Source organism: Mycobacterium kiyosense, assembly GCA_021654635.1.
Lineage (GTDB): Bacteria > Actinomycetota > Actinomycetes > Mycobacteriales > Mycobacteriaceae > Mycobacterium > Mycobacterium kiyosense.
On sequence record AP025179.1, the window covers coordinates 2,198,523 to 2,216,870 of the forward strand.

Below are 18,348 nucleotides of genomic sequence, written 5' to 3' on the forward strand. Positions count from 1 at the left end.
CTAGGGCAGGTAGTAGTCGCCCCACTCGCGTTCCGCGGCCGACTGTGCGGCCGTGCTGGCGGGCCGACTGTCGGTGTCGCGGCTGGCCAGCTTCACCAGCGCCCCGGCCAGTGCGAAAACCGGAACCGCATGCCGCTCGCTGGCAGACAGCAGTTCTCGGAACGAGGCGTAGGTGTCGCAGCGACGCAGGCCGACCAGGATGCCGACCGCCGTGTCGAGAGCCCGGGTGTTCTCCGCGGGGCCATGGTCGTGTTTCGGGCGCGTCTGCAGACTATCGGTCATCCGTTTCGACCTCCCGTCGAATCGCTCCGCCTGCCGTCGCGTCCCGTAGAACTCGCTGTGACGATGCGAAACATCAAGTGCAATAAGGTAATCAGCGATAGCGATCGCGGGCGCGGCGCGGAGCGACTGAGCGCGGCCTGAAGAACCGTGGCATGGCACAACTCTAAGACATCGGCACAGGCCAGGGGCGGATTCGGCGTGATCGGCTCGCGGCGATTCGATCTGATCCGCGAACTGCGCGCACCCACGCGGCGCCGGGGCGAAACCGCTTCGAACCCGGGAGGTCAGGACAGCTACGCGGCGGGTGCCCGGCGGAAGCGCGCCACCAGCGGGTACATCTGGCAGCCCAGGCAAATGCCGAACGCCGCGTTGAGGAAGGCGGCGAACAGCGCAAATCCGGTCGCGATGGGCCCGAGCAGCGGGATTCCCGCGGCGAATCCCACCACTCCGAAGACGGCGAAGATCAGACCGACCAGCTGGGCGAACTTCAGCGGCGGCACCGGTTCGCGTTCGGTCACCGGACTCAGCCGGGGTGCCGCGAGCTTGGCGAACAGCAACCCGTACGGGCTGTTGCGTGGGCCGCGCACCGCGCTGACGGCGAAGACCACCGCCTGAGCTGCCAGAATCGCCGCGGCCGCAGCGGGGCTGACCACCGAGACCACCAGGGTGAGCACCAGCACGGTGGTGGTGATCCACGCCGCGAATCGCGGTCCCCGGACGTCTACCTGGCTGATATCGGATGACATCGGCTTTGTTCCTCTCACTCGCCTGACTCGACCGCTGACACCAGCAGCGGCTGCAGCGCGTTCTGCAGGTCAACGGCTTTCGGTACGCCTGAGGTGCGGTACTGCTGGCGGCCTTCGGCGTCGAAGATGAAGGTGGTCGGCAGCGACAGCACCGACAACCGCTTGGCCGCGACCGGGTTGTCGTCGATGTCCAGCTCGACGTGTGCGACTTCGGGCAGCTGGGCACACACCTGGTCGACCACCCGTCGTACCGCCGCGCACGGTCCGCACCAGTCGGCGCTGAAATGCACCACCGTGGGTCCGGTGTCGGACAGGGGAAGATCGGAGTTGTCCTGCTCGGCCGCGGACGACTGCGCCGCGGGTCGCAACACGCCTGAACGCCTGTTCACCACACAGCCGAGAACACACGCCGCGCCCAACGCCGCGACGATCGCGATCCCTGCGATCACAACAGAACTCACCAGTACACCAACACCTTCTTCAGCGCGCTATTCCCCTAGATGGAGAAGTCCTCGCCGTTCCATACCCCGGCCTCTGGTGGTCGGATCACCCGCTCGGCCGGCTGGCCGTTCTGCTGGCCCTGCGGGTGACCGTCGCCTCGGCCCTCCAGCCGAGCCACCCGGGTGAGCAGCGACTTGAGGCTGACGCCGACCAGGTCGGGCAGCTTGGATTCGTCCTCGCTGGCCGGTCCCGGACGGCTCACGACCTGTCCGGGCACACCGACCACCACGGAGCTGGCCGGAACTTCCTTGACCACCACGGAGTTGGCGCCGATCCGGCTGTCGTCGCCGATCTTGATCGCGCCCAGCACCTTGGCTCCCGCTCCAATGACCACCCGGTCGCCGATGGTGGGGTGCCTTTTGGCGCGGTCGCGGCCGGTGCCGCCGAGAGTGACGCCGTGGAAGATGGTGACGTCCTCACCTATCTCCGCGGTCTCCCCGATCACCACCCCGGTGGCGTGGTCGATGAACAGGCCGGGCCCCAGGGTGGCGCCGGGGTGGATCTCCACGCCGGTCAGGATCCGGGTCAGCTCCGCCAGCGTCCGCGCCAGCAGCCGCGCGCCGCGCAGCCACAACCAGTGGCTGATCCGGTGTCCCCAGACGGCGTGCACGCCCGGGTAGGCGAAGACGACTTCGAGCACGGTCGGTTCGGCCGGGTCGCGTTCCCGGGCCGCTCGGATGTCGCGTCGGATGGCGGTGAGCACGGTCAATCCGCCAGATCGGAGAACAGGACGGTGCTGAGATAGCGTTCGCCGAACGACGGCAGCACGACGACGACGAGCTTTCCGGCGTTCTCGGGCCGGCGGGCGACCTCCAGGGCGGCCGCCACCGCGGCGCCCGAGGAGATGCCTACCAAGAGTCCCTCTTCCTTGGCCAGCCGGCGGGCCAAGGTGAGCGCGTCCTCGTTTTCCACGGTGATGATCTCGTCGACCAGGCCCAGGTCCAGCACGGGCGGGATGAACCCGGCTCCGATGCCCTGGATGGGGTGCGGTCCTTTCTGGCCGCCGGACAGCACCGGCGACGCGGCCGGCTCGACGGCGATGAACTGCGTCGTCGGCTTGCGTTCCTTGATCACCTGGGCGACACCGGTGATGGTGCCGCCGGTGCCGACACCGGCGACGAAGAAGTCGATCTTGCCGTCGGTGTCGCGCCACACCTCCTCGGCGGTGGTAACGGCGTGCACGGCCGGGTTGGCCGGGTTCTCGAACTGTTGGGGCATGAAGTAGCGGTCGTCGGATTTGACCAGCTCTTCGGCCTTGGCGATGGCGCCTGGCATGCCTTCGGAGCCGGGAGTCAGGATCAGCTCCGCCCCGTAGGCCCGCAGCAGCATCCGCCGTTCGATGCTCATGGTGTCCGGCATGGTCAGCACCAACTTGTAGCCGCGCGCGGCGGCCACCATCGCCAGCGCGATACCGGTGTTGCCGCTGGTCGGCTCGACGATGATGGTGTCCGGATTGATCAGGCCCGCCTTCTCGGCCGCATCGATCATCGCGACCCCGATGCGGTCCTTCACGCTGCCCGCCGGGTTGAACGACTCCAGCTTGGCGACGACATCGGCCACCGCGCCGTCGGTGACCCGGCGCAGCCGGACCAGCGGGGTGTTCCCGATGAGCTGCGTGATGTTCTCGGCGATGGTCATCCACATTCTCCAACGATGTCGGTGCGGGCCCGGTTGGTCTGCCAGGTGATGTCGAACTCAATTGTCGCGTGCACGGGGGTGGTCAGCGCAACCGGTGTGAGCCCGGCAACCGACCCCCGCGCCGGGTCCGCCAGCGCCACTCCCGTCAACACCCGACCAGTCAGCTGGTGCGACGCGGATCCGGTCAGCCTTATTCCCTTGGTGCCCAGGCTGCCCGGCGTGAAACGCACATAGAAATCGGTGCCCGGCCGGACCGTCCCGTCGAGGAGCGCGCCGAAAGCGTCGACGATGTGGTGGTCGCCGCCGGCACTCAGCGTCATCGGGACGCTCACCTGGAACGGGCCCACCAGCCCGGAGTCGGCCACGGCCGCGCTGTCGATCAGCGGTTGCGGGGCCGTCCGCAGCGCGGTGTACGCCCCGGAGAGCAGATAGTTGTAGAGGTGCACGACGCGGTCGGCGTTGCGGTAGTGCCCGGAGCCGGTGAGCCAGAAGTCGACGTGGTCGATCGCGGGCCCGGTGTGGGGCGAGCCGTCCGGTGCGGCGGTGAGTAGCCGGTAGAAGCGGTAGCCGCGGGCGCCGCGTCCGTGGCTGTTGGACGACAGCGTGCTGCCCACGCCCAGCGTGCGCCGGTGCTGGCCCTTGCCCGGATTGGTGACCAGCCGGGAACCGGACACGTCGTGCCAGTCGATGCCGTCGGTGGATTTCTGCAGCCGCACCGCGACGGGGGACTCCGACGCGGTCCACAGCGCGTATCCGCCGAGTTGTGGCTTTCCGTGGAACTCGAAGGTGAGCACCGATCCGGGGCCGCGGTGCACGGCGACGGGCGCATTCAGCGGCCGCGTGTCCAGTGCCATGCCGTTGGTGAAGTGCCAGATGGCGGCCTGGGTCGCCGCGATGGCTTCGTGTTCGCTGATGTTTGCCCGGCCGAGCGGGTAGCCGGCCCGGCGCAGCTGGTCGCTCACCTGCGCGATGGAGCGCATCGGATACGAGTGCCGCAGGATCCACTCCACTTCGGCTTCGCACCCTCGGGTGTGCAGATGCGGCAGCGCCGACCAGGATCCCAGCCGGTAGGGGGACGGGTGGTGCGGGGCGATCCCGGCGAAGTCCAGCGAGTAAGCCTGCAGGTTGGGATTGAGCCTGATCAGGTCTGTGCGCGCGGAGGTGCCGTCGGTGAACACGACCTTGTCCACGGTGTGGGAATAGGTGCCGCCCCGGTACCGGGTCATGCGTGTCGGTTCGACGGCCGGGCGGACGCGGACTCTGCTGCGGGTCGCCACGCGTGGCAGTGCGGTGGGTATGGACAGAACTGTCATGGGACGGTTGCTCTTCCTGAAATGGTGGCGCGCATCACTACACCGGGATCGGTGGGAGCGCGGCGATTGCTGAACGGTCAGATGGCGTCAGGAATCAACAGGAACAACAACAACAGGCCACGGCAAAGCAGCGCGTGCGGACAAGACGCAGCTGGACCGGCTGTGGCATGGGACCACTATAGGGCATCGGAGGAATGGGCCGGTGCTGGGAAGAATCTGGGAGAGGTCTGCCAGTTCGACTCAGCTGCGGTTAAACGCTTTATCCCGGCGCGACCGTCTGGCTACCCTCGGCGGGCAGTCGCGCATTCGGTAGGGCATGATTGCTCTGCCAGTAACCCAGGCCGGTGCTTCAGCGTAGTCGGAATACGCACGGAAAGGACGACGATGGCCACTTCATCTCAGGGGGCGCAGAACGAATCCCAGGCGCTCGGCGACCTTGCCGCCAGGCAGCTCGCCAACGCCACCAAGACCGTCCCGCAGCTGTCGACGATCACGCCGCGCTGGCTGCTGCACCTGCTGAGTTGGGTGCCCGTGGAAGCCGGCATCTACCGGGTCAACCGGGTGGTGAACCCGGACCAGGTCGCCATCAAAGCCGAGGCCGGCGCCAGTGTCGACGAGCCGCTGCCGGAGACCTACGTGGACTACGAGACCAGTCCGCGCGAGTACACGCTGCGCACCATCTCGACCCTGCTCGACATCCACACCAGGGTCTCCGACCTGTATTCCAGCCCGCACGACCAGATCGCACAGCAACTGCGGCTGACCATCGAGACCATCAAGGAACGCCAGGAGTTCGAGCTGGTCAACAGCCCCGAGTACGGGCTGCTGGCCCAGGCCACCCCGGAGCAGACCATCCAGACGCTGGTCGGCGCGCCCACTCCCGACGACCTGGACGCCCTGATCACCAAGGTGTGGAAGACGCCCAGCTTCTTCCTGACCCACCCGCTCGGCATTGCCGCGTTCGGCCGCGAAGCCACCTACCGCGGTGTGCCGCCGCCAGTCGTGAGCCTGTTCGGCGCGCAGTTCATCACCTGGCGGGGCATCCCGTTGATCCCGTCGGACAAGGTTCCGGTCGAGGACGGTAAGACGAAGTTCATCCTGGTCCGCACCGGCGAGGAGCGCCAAGGCGTGGTGGGTCTGTTCCAGCCGGGGCTGGTCGGGGAGCAGGCGCCCGGCCTGTCGGTGCGCTTCACCGGCATCAACAAGTCGGCGATCGCCACCTACCTGGTCACCTTGTACACCTCGCTGGCTGTCCTCACCGACGACGCGCTTGCCGTGCTCGACAACGTCGCCGTGGACCAGTTCCATGAGTACAAGTGAGTACCGGTCGGTAGACGCCGAAAGCGACTTACCGGTCAGCGCCGGCGAACTCGCCGCCCTGGCCAGCCAGATCTACGCGGCCAGCATCCGACCGGGGCCGGACAGCCCCCCGCAGACCACGCCCGTCGCGCCGCGCGGAAACGTGCCGGACACGACGGCCGCGACGTCGGCCGGACGGACGGCGGCGGGTACCTCCGATCCGTTCCCGGCCCCGGTGCCCCTGGTCGGTTTGTCGGACGTCTACGTGCCGGCCCCGAGCTCGCCCGGGCCGGAGGCTGCCCCGCCGCAGACGGTGCCGGTGGCGCCGCGCGGCAATGTGCCGGACTCGACGGCAGCGCCGTCGAGCGGTGAGACTGCGGCCGCGGTGGCCGATCCGTTCCTGCCGCCCGGAGTGGTCGACCTGACGGCATTCGCCGTACCGATGTCGGGCATCGTCCCGACCGTGCCCGGTGTGCTGGCCGGTGCGGCACCTGCGGCTCCGGTGGCGCCGCGCGGTTCGGTACCCGGCTCGGCGCCGGGTTGGCTGCCCGAGGCCCCGTCGGTCACCGATCTGGGCTGGTCCGGCGCGCCTGTGGCCGCACCGGGCCGGGGCGGGCCCGGCGATGAAGCCAGCTACAACTTCCTGACCCGGCCCGAGCCGGTCCCGCAGTTGCCGGACGAGCACGAGGTCTTCGACGTCGCCACGGTGCGGGCCGATTTCCCGATTCTGCGCGAGACCGTCAACGGCAAGCCGCTGATCTGGTTCGACAACGCCGCCACCACGCAGAAGCCGCAGGTGGTGATCGACCGGCTGGCGTACTTCTACGCCCACGAGAACTCCAACATCCACCGTGCGGCGCACGAACTGGCCGCCCGGGCCACCGACGCCTACGAAGAGGCCCGCGACACGGTGCGCCGGTTCATCGGCGCACCCAAGTCCGAACAGAACATCTTCGTGCGCGGCACCACCGAAGCCATCAACCTGGTGGCCTACGCGTGGGGCGGTAAGCATCTCAAACCCGGCGACGAGATCGTCATCACCCACCTCGAACACCACGCGAACATCGTTCCCTGGCAACTGATTTCGCAGAAGACCGGCGCCGTGCTGAAAGTGGCGCCGGTGGACGAGGCGGGCAATCTGCTGCTGTCGGAATTCGAGGATCTGCTCGGGCCGAAGACCAAACTGGTTGCGGCCACCCAGGTTTCGAATGCGTTGGGCACGGTGACTCCGGTCGAGAAGATCGTGCAGCTCGGACACCGCTACGGCGCGCGGGTGCTGATCGACGGTGCGCAGTCGATTCCGCACCTGCCGATCGACGTCGCCGAGCTGGGTGTGGACTTCTTCGTGTTCTCCGGGCACAAGATTTACGGCCCCACCGGGATCGGCGTGCTCTACGGCAGCGAGGAGGCGCTCGCCGAGACGCCGCCGTGGCAGGGCGGCGGCAACATGATCGCCGATGTCACCTTGGAGCGGTCGCTGTATCAGGGCCTGCCCAACAAGTTCGAGGCCGGCACCGGAAACATCGCCGACGCGGTCGGGCTCGGCGAAGCGCTGCGCTACGTGGAGAAGGTGGGCATCGAGCGGATCGCCGCCTACGAGCACGAACTGCTCGAATACGCCACGCCACGGCTGGCCGACATTCCGGGTGTGCGGCTGGTGGGCACCGCGACCGAGAAGGCCAGCGTGTTGTCGTTCGTGCTGGCCGGTCATGAGCCGCTCGAGGTCGGCAAGGCGCTCAACGCCGAGGGAATCGCGGTCCGGGCGGGCCATCACTGCGCGCAGCCGATTCTGCGCCGGTACGGACTGGAGGCTACGGTTCGCCCGTCGTTCGCGTTCTACAACACCTTCGAGGAGATCGACGTCTTCCTTCGGGCAGTGCGCCGCATCGCCGAGGGCGGCGCCACCGTAGGCTGAGCGACGGGCGCTTTCCACACTTGTCTTCCGCCTGATTGCAAACCTCGGTTGTGCTCGGCAGTGCTCGTAAGCTGGCGTCGTGTTTCTATCTGCAACCAGGCGACGCGGCCTGAATTCTGTTGCGGATATTACTAAACCCTTGTCGCGCAAGGTAATACGGCCAGCCGCGAATCCCGTTGCCGCGTAAGCGTAACGAGGATCTGAGATGAGCGGTGCGTATTCTTCGACAACCCCGGGGGTTGAAGCGGTCCGATGACTATTGCTACGACCATGGCCAAGCCCATGAACGCGCTGGGCGGGTTCTTCCAATTCTGCGCGGACACATTCGTGGTGCTGGTGCGACGGCCGTGGGCCTGGCGCGAGATCTTGGAGCAGATCTGGTTCGTAGCCCGCGTTTCGATCTTCCCGACCATCATGTTGTCGATCCCGTACACGGTGCTGATCGTGTTCGTGTTGAACATTCTGCTCGTCGAGATTGGTGCCGGCGACCTGTCCGGTGCCGGCGCAGGACTCGCGTCGGTGACGCAGGTGGGACCGGTTGTCACCGCGATGGTCGTCTCGGGTGCCGGTTCGACGGCCATGTGCGCCGATTTGGGTGCGCGCACCATCCGTGAGGAAATCGACGCGATGAAAGTGATCGGCGTCAATCCCATTCAGGCACTGGTGGTTCCGCGTCTCATTGCGGCCACCTTCGTTGCGGTGCTGTTGTATTCGGTGGTTGCCGTCACCGGCCTGGTCGGCAGCTACGTCTTCGTCGTCTACGTCCAGCACGTCACGCCGGGCGCCTTCGTCGCGGGGATGACCCTGCTCACCGGGCTGCCCCAGGTGGTGATCTCACTGATCAAGGCAACTCTGTTCGGCATCTCCGCGGGCCTGATCGCCTGCTACAAAGGACTTTCGGTGGGCGGCGGCCCGGCCGGCGTCGGCAGCGCGGTCAACGAGACAGTGGTGTTCTCGTTCATGGCGTTGTTCTTCATCAACATCCTGACCACCGCGCTCGGCGTGAAGGTCACCGCCAAATGAGTCTGGCCGTGCTGTGAGCGACGCGACGCTGAGCGGCCCGTCACGATTCGCCGCCACCGGACCCAGGCTGGTGTCGGCCACGCGCAAGATTGGCGAACAGACCGCGTTCTACGGTCGCTCGCTGCTCAACATCGGCGAGGCGGTGCGCCGCTATCCCGGCGAGCTGCTGCGGTTGATCGCCGAAATGGGTATGGGCACAGGCGCTCTCGCGGTGATCGGGGGCACCGTCGGCATCATCGGCTTCCTCACGCTGACCACCGGCGCCCTGGTGGCGGTGCAGGGTTACGACACGCTGTCCAACGTCGGCGTCGAAGCCCTCACCGGCTTCCTGTCCGCGTTCCTGAACGTCCGCATGATCGCGCCCTGCACGGCCGGGTTGGCGCTGGCGGCCACCATCGGTGCCGGCGCGACCGCCCAACTGGGTGCCATGCGCATCAACGAGGAGATCGACGCGCTGGAAGTGATGGGCATCCGCGCGGTGACCTATCTGGCCTCCACCCGCATCATTGCCGGTGTCCTGGTGGTGATCCCGCTCTACGCCGTGGCGGTGCTGATGTCGTTCATCGCGGCCAAGTTCCTCACCATCTTCGTCTACGGCCAGTCCCGCGGCGTCTACGAGCACTACTTCGGCACCTTCCTGCATCCCACCGACCTACTGTGGTCGTTCGGGTCGGCACTGGCGATGGCCACCGGAGTGATGGTGGTCCACACCTACTACGGGTTCACCGCGACCGGTGGCCCGGCGGGTGTCGGCGAGGCGGTCGGCCGCTCGGTGCGATCCTCGATGATCGTCACCGCCTTTGTCTGCCTGTTGATTTCGCTGTCCGTGTACGGCCAGCACGGCAACTTCAACCTGTCGGGCTGACCCATGGGCAACCACCGCGACAGCAGCGACAGGGGAGCATTCCGGACGAACAGGGTCCGGGCGAACAGGGTCGATCCGATCTGGTATGCGCCGACCTTGTTCATCGCGGTCGCGCTGCTGATCGCCCTGACCGCGGGCGCCTTCACCGGTAAATTCGACGCCTTCGTGCCGCTGACCCTGGTGTCCGAGCGGGCCGGGCTGGTGATGGAGTCGGGCGCCAAGGTCAAGTTGCGCGGCGTGCAGGTCGGCCAGGTGGCCTCGATCGGCACCGACAGCAAAGCCGCTCGGCTGCAACTGAAGATGCAGCCGGACGCATTCAAGTTCCTGCCGAGCAACGTCGAGGCCGAAATCAAGTCGACCACCGCGTTCGGGTCCAAATACGTCGAGCTGACCGTGCCCGAACATCCCAGCCCCGCGAAACTGAAACCCGGCGCCGTGCTGCACTCCCGCAATGTGACGGTGGAAGTCAACACGGTCTTCGAGAACCTGCAGTCGGTGCTCCAGGCCATCGACCCGGCGAAGCTGAACGCCATCCTGTCCGCGTTCGCGCAGTCGGTTCGCGGCAAGGGCGATCGGATCGGGCAGGCCATCACCGACTCGAATCATGTTTTGCAGGCCGTCAATCCGCGTCTGGACACCATGCACCGGGACTGGAAGTTGTTCGGCAGGACGACCGCCGCGTACTCGACCGCGGCGCAGGATATTCTGTCGATACTCGACTCGGCGGCGACCACCAGCGCCACCCTCACCGACAATCAGCGGTCACTGGACGCAATGCTGTTGTCCGCCATAGGTTTCAGCCAGACCGGGATCAGCGTCATCGGCCGCAGCGAAGCGAACATCGTCCGGGCGATCAACCTGCTCGACCCGACAATGGCGCTGCTGCAGATGTATTCGCCCACCTACACGTGTCTGTTCCAGGGCGCCCAGTGGTATGTCGAGCACGGCGGCCGGGAAACCCTCGGGGGTAACGGATATTCATTCATCATGGACGCCGGGATGCTCTTCGGTGACGATCCGTACCGATACCCGAAGAACCTGCCGAAGGTCAACGCGACCGGTGGCCCCGGCGGCCGGCCCAGTTGTGGGTCGCTGCCCGACCCGAGCGCGAATTACCCGGTGCGGGCGCTGGTCACCGATACCGGGTGGGGTGCTGCGCCGAACGAGATCCGCACCAACCTGGCCGTCGGAAATCCCTGGTGGTCGAACTACTTTCCGACCACCAAGAACCCCCCGGAGCCGCCGCGTTACTTCTACCGCGGAGGACAGCCGCCACCATGAGTCAAGCTGGAAGGCCGGGCACCGCGAAGATCGCGGCCCGGGTCGCGCTGTTCACGGTGGTGTGCCTGCTGTTCACCTTCGCGTTGATCACGGTGTTCGGCCAGTTGCGGTTCGACGACCGCACCAACTATCGGGCGTTGTTCAGCAACGTATCCGGGCTCAAGTCCGGCAACTTCGTGCGTATCGCCGGGGCCGAGGTCGGCAAGGTCGGCGACATCACCCTGCACCGCGACGGCACCGTGACGGTCGACTTCGCGGTCGACCGTGGTTTGCGACTGACCGAGGGCACCAAAGCCGCAGTGCGCTACGAAAACCTGATCGGCGACCGGTTTCTCGCCCTGGAGGAGGGCGCCGGATCAACCCGCCGGCTGGCTGCCGGCGCGACGATACCGCTGGCGCAGACGTCGCCGGCGCTGGATATCGACGCCCTGATCGGCGGCTTCCGCCCGTTGTTCCGCGCCCTGGACCCCGACCAGGTCAATGCGCTGTCCGGCCAACTGCTGCGCATCTTCCAGGGGCAGGGCGGCACGCTGGCCTCGGTGCTGGCCCAGACCTCGACGCTGACCTCGACCCTGGCCGGCCGCAGTGAGCTGATCGGGCTGCTGATCACCAACTTGAACACCGTGCTGCACACTTTCGCCGCGCGCGATCATGAATTCTCCGACGGCCTGGACAAACTCGCGGAATTCGTCGACGGCCTCGCCCAGCGCAAGACCGACATCTCCACCGGACTCGCCTACGTCAACGCGGCCGCCGGCTCGATCTCCGACCTGCTGGTCCAGGCGCGCCAACCGATTCGCGACGTGGTGCACGAGACGGACCGCATGTCGGCTCAGGTGCTTGCCGACCGGGAGTACGTCGACAGCCTGCTGCACAGCCTTCCCGACGTGTATCAGGTGTTGTCCCGGCAGGGACTCAACGGCGACTATTTCGGCTTCTATTTCTGCGAGGTGCTGCTCAAGATGAACGGCAAGGGCGGCAACCCGGTCTACATCAAGTTGGTCGGTCAGCCCACCGGGCGGTGCACGCCGCAATGAGTTTCTTCAACAACCGATTCGGGGGCAAGCCCGGCAGGAAGCGCAGCCCGTTTCAGCTCGGGGTGATGGGCACTGTACTGGTGGCCTGCCTGGTGATCGTCGCGTTCCAGTACAACAAGCTGCCGTTCGTCAACGACTACGACAACTATGCGGCCTACTTCGCTGAGGCCGGCGGCATCAAGCCGGGCAATCAGGTCCGGGTGTCCGGCGTGGGTGTCGGCAGGGTCTCCGATATCCGCCTGGAAGGCACCAAGGTCCGCGTCGGGTTCACGGTCCGCAAGAAGGTCGAACTCGGGGACCGGACCGAAGCGGCGATCAAAACCGAAACGATCCTCGGCTCCAAGATGCTGGAGCTGACACCGCGGGGCGGGGGCCGGCTGGCGGGCGTCATTCCGCTGGAACGCACCACGTCGCCCTACGACCTACCCGATGCCCTGGGCGACCTGACAACCCAGATCAGCGGGCTGGACACCGCCCAATTATCCACGGCGCTAACAACATTGGCGGACACCTTCAAAGAGACACCGCCGAATCTGCGGCCGGCCCTGGAGGGGGTGGCACGGTTCTCGGACACCCTGAACAACCGTGACGCCCAGCTGCGCAACTTGCTGAGCAATGCCAATAACGTCGCCGGCGTGCTGGGTCGGCGCAGCCAGCAGATCGCCACCCTGGTGTCCAATTCCAACGCGCTGCTGGTGGCGCTGCTGCAGGAACGGGATTCGATCGACGCCCTGATGACCAGTCTGACCGCCGTCTCGCACCAGATCTCCGGACTCGTCGACGACAACCGCACCCAACTCAAGCCGGCGCTGGACAAACTCAACGGCGTACTGGAGATCCTCGACAATCGCAAGGAAGACCTGCAGCGCACCCTGCCCAAATTCAAGCGGTACGCAATGTCTTTCGGCGAGGTCCTGGGATCCGGCCCCTTCTTCAAGGCGTATGTCGCGAACCTGGTCCCCGGCCAGCTGAGCGGGCCGATCCTCGACTCCCGCATGTATGACCGGTATCTCGATCCCAACCAGCACCTGCCGTCGGAGTCGGTGGACCCGCCCACCGGGTCTGCGCCCGTACCACCCGAAGCCGCGCCGCAGCCTCTGTGGTCCCAGCCCCCCTCGCCCGGGCCGGCGCCGGGACCCCTGCTGAGCCCGAGCCCGCGCCCGCCGCAGCGGGGGCGCCGTGAACGTCAATCGCCGGGTGCTCCGGCAGGTGACCGCCGTCAGCCTGGTCCTCACCTTGACCGTCGCCTCGTTCCTGGTCGGCCGGCAACTGTGGAAAGAGGTCGACAAGAACACCTATTCGGCGTACTTCGCCAACGCCAACGGCCTTTTCGTCGGGGACGAGATCCGCATTCTCGGCGTCGCGGTGGGCGTGGTGGACAAGATCGAGCCGCAGCCGAACAGCTCCAAGGTGACTTTCTCCGTCGAGAAGCAATATTCGGTCCCGGCCGACGCCCGCGCCGCGATCTTGTCGCCGTCGCTGGTGACTTCGCGGGCGATTCAACTCGTGCCGGCCTATTCCGGCGGTCCGAAACTGGCTGCCGGAGCGTCGATCCCGCTGAACCGCACCGCGGTGCCGGTGGAATGGGACGATTTCCGCCGCCAGCTGGAGAAGCTGACCGAGTCGTTGCAGCCGGCGGCGCCGGGCGGGGTGAACTCGCTGGGCACCTTCGTCAACTCCGCGGCGGACAACCTGCGCGGCGAGGGCGACACCGCGCGCGACACCATAATCAAGCTGTCCGAGGCGATTTCGGCGCTCGGTGACCACGCCGACGACATCTTCAGCACGGTGCGCAATCTGCAGTTGCTGGTGTCGGCGCTGTACTCCAGCAGTGATCTGTTGGCGTCGTTCAACCAGAATCTGGCCGGCGTGACGACAGTGCTGACCAACACGCCCAACGAAATCGCCAATGCGGTAAGAGGTTTGGACGGGGCGCTGGTCGATCTGCGCGGGTTTCTCACCGAGAACCGCGAATCGATCGGTATGACGTTCGACCGGCTGGGTTCCATCACCACCGCGCTCAACGACAGCCGCGCCGACATCAAACAGATACTGCATGTGGCCCCGACGGTGTTCCAGAACTTCGTGAACATCTACCAACCCGCGCAGGGCGCAATGACCGGAATCATCGCATTGAACAACTTCGCCGACATCCCCCAGTGGATCTGCAGCTCGATCGAGGCAGCCTCCCGGCGCGGCCTGGACCGGGTGTCGAAGCTGTGCCTGCAGTACGTCGAGCCGATCATCAAGAACCGCATCTACAACTACATTCCGGCCGGGCTCAACCCGTTCGTGGGGCCGCAGGCCCGTCCCAACGAGATCACCTACAGCGAGGACCGGCTGCGGCCCGATGCGCCCCCACCGCCCGAGGCGGTCCCGTCTCCGGACGCGGCGCCGGCCGTGCCACCGGGTCCCGCCCCGCCGCCTCGGCCGGGGCCGACCCTGCCCGACCCGGCGCTGGGCCTGGCCGGCCTGATGGTTCCGCAGGGGCCCGGATGATCAGGCGGACCGCGCTCGTCGGGCTCGCTGCCGCCTGCTTTGTGTCGCTGACCGGCTGTGACTGGCATGGGCTGAACTCGCTGAAGCTGCCTGGCACCGCCGGTGGGGGACCGGGCTCGTACACGATCCAGGCGCAGCTGCCCGACGTGGTGAACATCCAGGAGAACACCCGGGTCCGCGTGGACGACGTCACCGTCGGCAACGTCACCAAGGTCGAGGTCCAGGAATGGCACGCGCTGGTCACCATGCGCATCGATGGGGACGTCCGCCTGCCGGCCAATGCCACCGCCAAGCTCGGGCAGACCAGCCTGCTCGGTTCGATGCACATCGAACTGGCGCCGCCCAAGGACGCCCCGCCGGTCGGCCACTGGTCAACGGATCGGTCATCCCGCTGTCGCATGCCGGCATGTATCCCACCACCGAGCAGACCCTGGCCTCGGTGTCGGTGCTGCTCAACGGTGGGGGACTGGGTCAGCTTGCAGGAAATCACCCAGGCGGTGGCCAAGGCGTTCGCCGGCCGCGAGAACGACATGCGAAGCCTGCTGCACCAACTCGACGAGTTCATTGCCGGCACGAATGCGCAAACCGACGACATCATCGCCGCCGCAGAGAATCTCAACGCGCTGACGGGCCAGTTCGCCGCCAAGGACCAGGTCGTCGACCGGGCTGTGACCACCGTGCCGAAAGCGCTTGCGGTCCTGGCCCAGGAGCGCGCCGCCATCGCCGACGCGATCGACCAACTCGGCAAGTTCAGTGCCATCGCGGCCGACACCGTCCGCCAGAGCAAGCAGTCGCTGGTCGAGAACCTGCGCAACATCGCCCCGGTGCTGCGCAGGCTGGCCGACGCCGGCCCGTCGCTCACCAAGGGTTTGGACGGGCTGGCGACCTACCCGTGGCCGACCTCCACGGTCCGCAACTGGTTCCGTGGTGACTACGCCAATCTCACGATGATCGTCGACTTGACGTTGAGCCGCATCGACACCGGCATCTTCACCGGCTCCCGCTGGGAAGGCAACCTCACCCAGCTCGAACTGCAGTGGGGCCGCACCATCGGCATGCAGCCCAGCCCGGCCACCGCGGGCAACCCGCTGACCTTCCCGTACCACGACGGGGGGTACTGAATGCTGCGCCTGAACCGCAAAACCTGGATTCAATTGGCCGTGCTGTTCGTGGTGACCATAGTTTCCTGTGGCGCAATGGCATTCAACTACATGAAGCTGCCCGAGACGTTGTTCGGGATCGGGGAGTACACCGTCAGCGTCGACTTGCCGCAGTCCGGCGGGTTGTACGAGAACTCGGTCGTCACCTACCGCGGCACCGATGTGGGCCAGGTCAAGTCGGTGAACGTCACCGCCACCGGCGTACGCGCCGTGCTGGCTTTGCGGTCCGGGGTCAAGGTGCCCGCCGACGTTCAGGCATCCGTGCACAGCCGCTCGGCGATCGGGGAGCAGTACATCGAGTTGACCCCGCTGTCGGGTCAGCAGCCGGAATCCGGGACGCAGTCAGGCCACGCCCGGTCGCTGGGCAACGGGGACGTCATCTCCGCGGGTCACGTCGACGTACCTGTCGACATCGGCCGACTGCTGGACATGACCAACCGTGCGCTGCAAGCGATTCCGCGGGAGAACCTGCGCACGGTGATCAACGAGTCCGATCGCGCGGTCGCTGGACTGGGCCCGGAACTGTCCCGGATTGTGGACGGGTCAACGGCATTGGCGATCGCGGCGGGACAGAACGTCGGCCCGCTGACCACGCTGATCGACCAGGCGCCGCCGGTGCTGAACTCCCAGGTGCAGACCGCTGACGCGATCGCGACGTGGGCACACCGGACCGCCGCGATCACGGCGCAGTTCCAGGCCCAGGATGCGGCCCTGCGGGATCTCTTGCGGCAGGGCAGTTCCGGGCTGGAAGAAGGCCGGACGATGCTCGACCGCGTGGCGCCCGCGGTACCGGTGTTGTTCGCCAACCTGGTGAGCCTGGGTGACATCGCCGTCGTCTACCGCCATGACATCGAACAGATTCTGGTGCTGGCGCCGCAGGGCATCGCCGTGATGGCCGGGTCGTTGGTCCCCAACACCGCCACCAAGCAGGACTATCGCGGTTTCTATCTGGACTTCAATCTCAACATGAACCTGCCGCCACCCTGCACGACCGGCTTCCTACCGCCGACACAGCGACGTTCGCCGGCCAGCGTGGACGCGCCCGACCGCCCGGCGGCCGAACTGTACTGCCGGCTGCCGCAGGATTCCGAACTCAATGTCCGTGGCGCGCGCAACATTCCGTGCGAGACCAAGCCGTGGAAGCGGGCCCCGACCGTCGAAATGTGTGAAAGCGACGAGGAGTACGTGCCACTCAACGACGGCTACAACTGGAAGGGCGACCCCAATGCCACCACCACCGGCCAGGGGGTGCCGCAGTATCCGCCGGGCCAGGACCCGCGGCTGCCACCGCCCCGCGGCACCGCACCGGCACCGGTGCCGCCGCCGGCGCCGGTGGCGGTGGCCACCTACGACCCGGCCACCGGCGACTACGTGGGACCCGACGGGCACCGCTACACCGAATCCGATCTGGCGCATCCACGTGCCAAAAACTGGCAGTCGCTGCTGGTGCCCACACCGTGAAAGGTAAGGAGCAATATGACCGACGAGCCGTCCGACCACGCCGGGGCCACCGGTGACACCGACGACACCGGTGAATCCGGCCAGGCCCCGCAGGTGACCGACGCTGATGTCGAGCAGCCGGACGCCGAGACGTCCGCGCGCCGGAGGCTGTGGCGGGTGCCGAATCCGCTTGGCCGCCTTACCCATGCCGGGCGCGCCCTAGTGGCCAGCGGGCTCGTCGTGGCCGCGCTCGCCGGCCTGACCGGTTGGCTCGGCTACCGCGGCTACGAGCGGCACCAGGCCCGGGTTCAGCGCCAGTTGTTCATCCAGACGGCCCGACAGGGCGCCGTGAATCTCACGACGCTCAACTACACCGAGATCGACGCCGACGTACAGCGAATCCTCGATTCGGCCACCGGCGCGTTCCGCGACGATTTCGAGCATCGGGCCAAACCGTTCATCGAACTCGTCAAAGCCGCGCAGTCGAAATCGGAGGGCACCGTCACCGAAGCCGGACTGGAATCCCAGCAGGGGGACTCGGCCAGGGTAATGGTGGCGGTGGCGGTGAAGTCGCGGACCGCGGCCGGTGAGGAGGCGCCACGGGAGTGGCGGATGCGAATCGAGGTCCAAGCCGTCGGCAACGATGTCAAGATGTCGAACGTGGTGTTCGTGCCATGACAACGCTGCGCGAACATACCGCCGAAACATCGACGCACGAAGAGGATTCGCCGTTCGACGAGACCACGCCGGCTGCCGAACTCGAAACAGCGGCAGCAGCCGAAGAGGCGGACGAACACTCCGCCGAGGACGTGTCCGATGACTCCGACGGTGATGCCCAGACCAACCGGCATCCGACGCCGATCGCGTGGGTGCGGGTGCTGGCCTTCGGCCTGCTGCCGGGGATCGCGCTGTTGCTTGCGCTGACGGCCGGTTATTTCAAATGGGTGGACCTGTCCGGGGCCGACGAATCGCAGGCGCGCGCCGAATCGGTGCGGGCCGCCAGCGACGACGCGGTCGCGCTGTTGTCCTACGGTCCGGACTCGGCGGAGAAAGAACTCGATGCGGCGCGCGAGCGGCTGACCGGAGAATTCAAGGATGCCTACACGTCGTTGACCCGTCAGGTCGTGATCCCCGGCGCCAAGCAGAAGCACATCATGGCTGCGGCCAAAGTGACTGCGGCGTCGTCGGTTTCGGCGACCCAGAATCACGCCGTCGTGCTGTTGTTCGTGAATCAGACCGTCACCGTCGGCGACGGCGGCACCCCCACCGACACTCAGCCGGTGATCCGGGTGACGCTGGACAAGGTCGGCGGGCGCTGGCTCGTGTCGCGCTTCGATCCGGTGTGAGCG

Annotated in this window: 16 protein-coding genes and 2 pseudogenes; 12 read left to right on the forward strand and 6 right to left on the reverse strand. The window is 66.8% G+C overall.

Features of this window, described 5'->3' with window-relative positions; translation table 11 throughout:
- From L6444_RS10375 to L6444_RS10400, 6 genes are all read right to left on the reverse strand, one after another.
- Positions 1-282 (reverse strand): transcription antitermination regulator, encoded by a 282-nt coding sequence (locus L6444_RS10375; RefSeq protein ID WP_236982241.1) that lies wholly within the window; start codon positions 280-282, stop codon positions 1-3.
- Positions 283-575: 293 nt separating this feature from the next.
- Positions 576-1,028, reverse strand: coding sequence for a DUF4395 domain-containing protein (locus L6444_RS10380; RefSeq protein ID WP_236982243.1), 453 nt, complete (start codon positions 1,026-1,028; stop codon positions 576-578).
- 14 nt (positions 1,029-1,042) lie between these two features.
- Positions 1,043-1,489 carry a thioredoxin family protein gene (locus L6444_RS10385; protein ID WP_236982245.1) on the reverse strand — a complete coding sequence of 149 codons (447 nt, stop codon included), beginning with the start codon at positions 1,487-1,489 and terminating at the stop codon, positions 1,043-1,045.
- Between the two features lie 35 nt (positions 1,490-1,524).
- Positions 1,525-2,232: a serine O-acetyltransferase gene (gene cysE / locus L6444_RS10390; protein WP_236982247.1), complete on the reverse strand. Its 708-nt coding sequence runs from the start codon at positions 2,230-2,232 to the stop codon at positions 1,525-1,527.
- A gap of 2 nt (positions 2,233-2,234) precedes the next feature.
- A complete protein-coding gene (gene cysK, locus L6444_RS10395; RefSeq protein WP_236982249.1) occupies positions 2,235-3,167 on the reverse strand; it encodes a cysteine synthase A in 933 nt (310 codons plus the stop codon).
- Positions 3,164-4,480 (reverse strand): thioester domain-containing protein, encoded by a 1,317-nt coding sequence (locus L6444_RS10400; protein ID WP_236982251.1) that lies wholly within the window; start codon positions 4,478-4,480, stop codon positions 3,164-3,166. The genes cysK and L6444_RS10400 overlap by 4 nt, the downstream gene beginning before the upstream one ends.
- 384 nt (positions 4,481-4,864) lie before the next feature.
- On the opposite strand from L6444_RS10400, the gene L6444_RS10405 reads away from it, so the two are divergent.
- The 12 genes and pseudogenes from L6444_RS10405 (at position 4,865) to L6444_RS10460 (ending at position 18,345) form a co-directional block, all read left to right on the forward strand.
- On the forward strand, positions 4,865-5,800 hold the full coding sequence (locus L6444_RS10405; protein ID WP_236982253.1) for a family 2A encapsulin nanocompartment shell protein: 936 nt from the start codon (positions 4,865-4,867) through the stop codon (positions 5,798-5,800).
- Positions 5,787-7,694 (forward strand): family 2A encapsulin nanocompartment cargo protein cysteine desulfurase, encoded by a 1,908-nt coding sequence (locus tag L6444_RS10410; RefSeq protein ID WP_236982255.1) that lies wholly within the window; start codon positions 5,787-5,789, stop codon positions 7,692-7,694. Before L6444_RS10405 ends, L6444_RS10410 begins: the two co-directional genes overlap by 14 nt.
- 252 nt (positions 7,695-7,946) lie before the next feature.
- The gene (locus L6444_RS10415; RefSeq protein ID WP_236982257.1) at positions 7,947-8,717 is read left to right on the forward strand and encodes an MlaE family ABC transporter permease; all 771 of its coding nucleotides are present in this window, start codon (positions 7,947-7,949) and stop codon (positions 8,715-8,717) included.
- Positions 8,718-8,730: 13 nt separating this feature from the next.
- Positions 8,731-9,582: an ABC transporter permease gene (locus tag L6444_RS10420; protein ID WP_370652895.1), complete on the forward strand. Its 852-nt coding sequence runs from the start codon at positions 8,731-8,733 to the stop codon at positions 9,580-9,582.
- A gap of 3 nt (positions 9,583-9,585) precedes the next feature.
- The gene (locus tag L6444_RS10425) at positions 9,586-10,863 is read left to right on the forward strand and encodes an MCE family protein (RefSeq protein WP_236982259.1); all 1,278 of its coding nucleotides are present in this window, start codon (positions 9,586-9,588) and stop codon (positions 10,861-10,863) included.
- Positions 10,860-11,900 carry an MCE family protein gene (locus tag L6444_RS10430; RefSeq protein ID WP_236982261.1) on the forward strand — a complete coding sequence of 347 codons (1,041 nt, stop codon included), beginning with the start codon at positions 10,860-10,862 and terminating at the stop codon, positions 11,898-11,900. Before L6444_RS10425 ends, L6444_RS10430 begins: the two co-directional genes overlap by 4 nt.
- Positions 11,897-13,063, forward strand: a pseudogene (locus tag L6444_RS10435) (virulence factor Mce family protein); the annotation flags it as partial. The gene L6444_RS10430 and the pseudogene L6444_RS10435, both read left to right, overlap by 4 nt.
- Before the next feature lie 16 nt (positions 13,064-13,079).
- The gene (locus L6444_RS10440) at positions 13,080-14,399 is read left to right on the forward strand and encodes an MCE family protein (protein WP_236982263.1); all 1,320 of its coding nucleotides are present in this window, start codon (positions 13,080-13,082) and stop codon (positions 14,397-14,399) included.
- Positions 14,396-15,520, forward strand: a pseudogene (locus L6444_RS10445) (MCE family protein). Before L6444_RS10440 ends, L6444_RS10445 begins: the two are co-directional and overlap by 4 nt.
- Positions 15,521-17,020, forward strand: coding sequence for an MCE family protein (locus tag L6444_RS10450; protein WP_236982265.1), 1,500 nt, complete (start codon positions 15,521-15,523; stop codon positions 17,018-17,020).
- Positions 17,021-17,035: 15 nt separating this feature from the next.
- Positions 17,036-17,677: an Mce protein gene (locus tag L6444_RS10455; RefSeq protein WP_236982267.1), complete on the forward strand. Its 642-nt coding sequence runs from the start codon at positions 17,036-17,038 to the stop codon at positions 17,675-17,677.
- Positions 17,674-18,345 carry a hypothetical protein gene (locus tag L6444_RS10460; protein WP_236982269.1) on the forward strand — a complete coding sequence of 224 codons (672 nt, stop codon included), beginning with the start codon at positions 17,674-17,676 and terminating at the stop codon, positions 18,343-18,345. Before L6444_RS10455 ends, L6444_RS10460 begins: the two co-directional genes overlap by 4 nt.
- Positions 18,346-18,348: the final 3 nt, after the last annotated feature.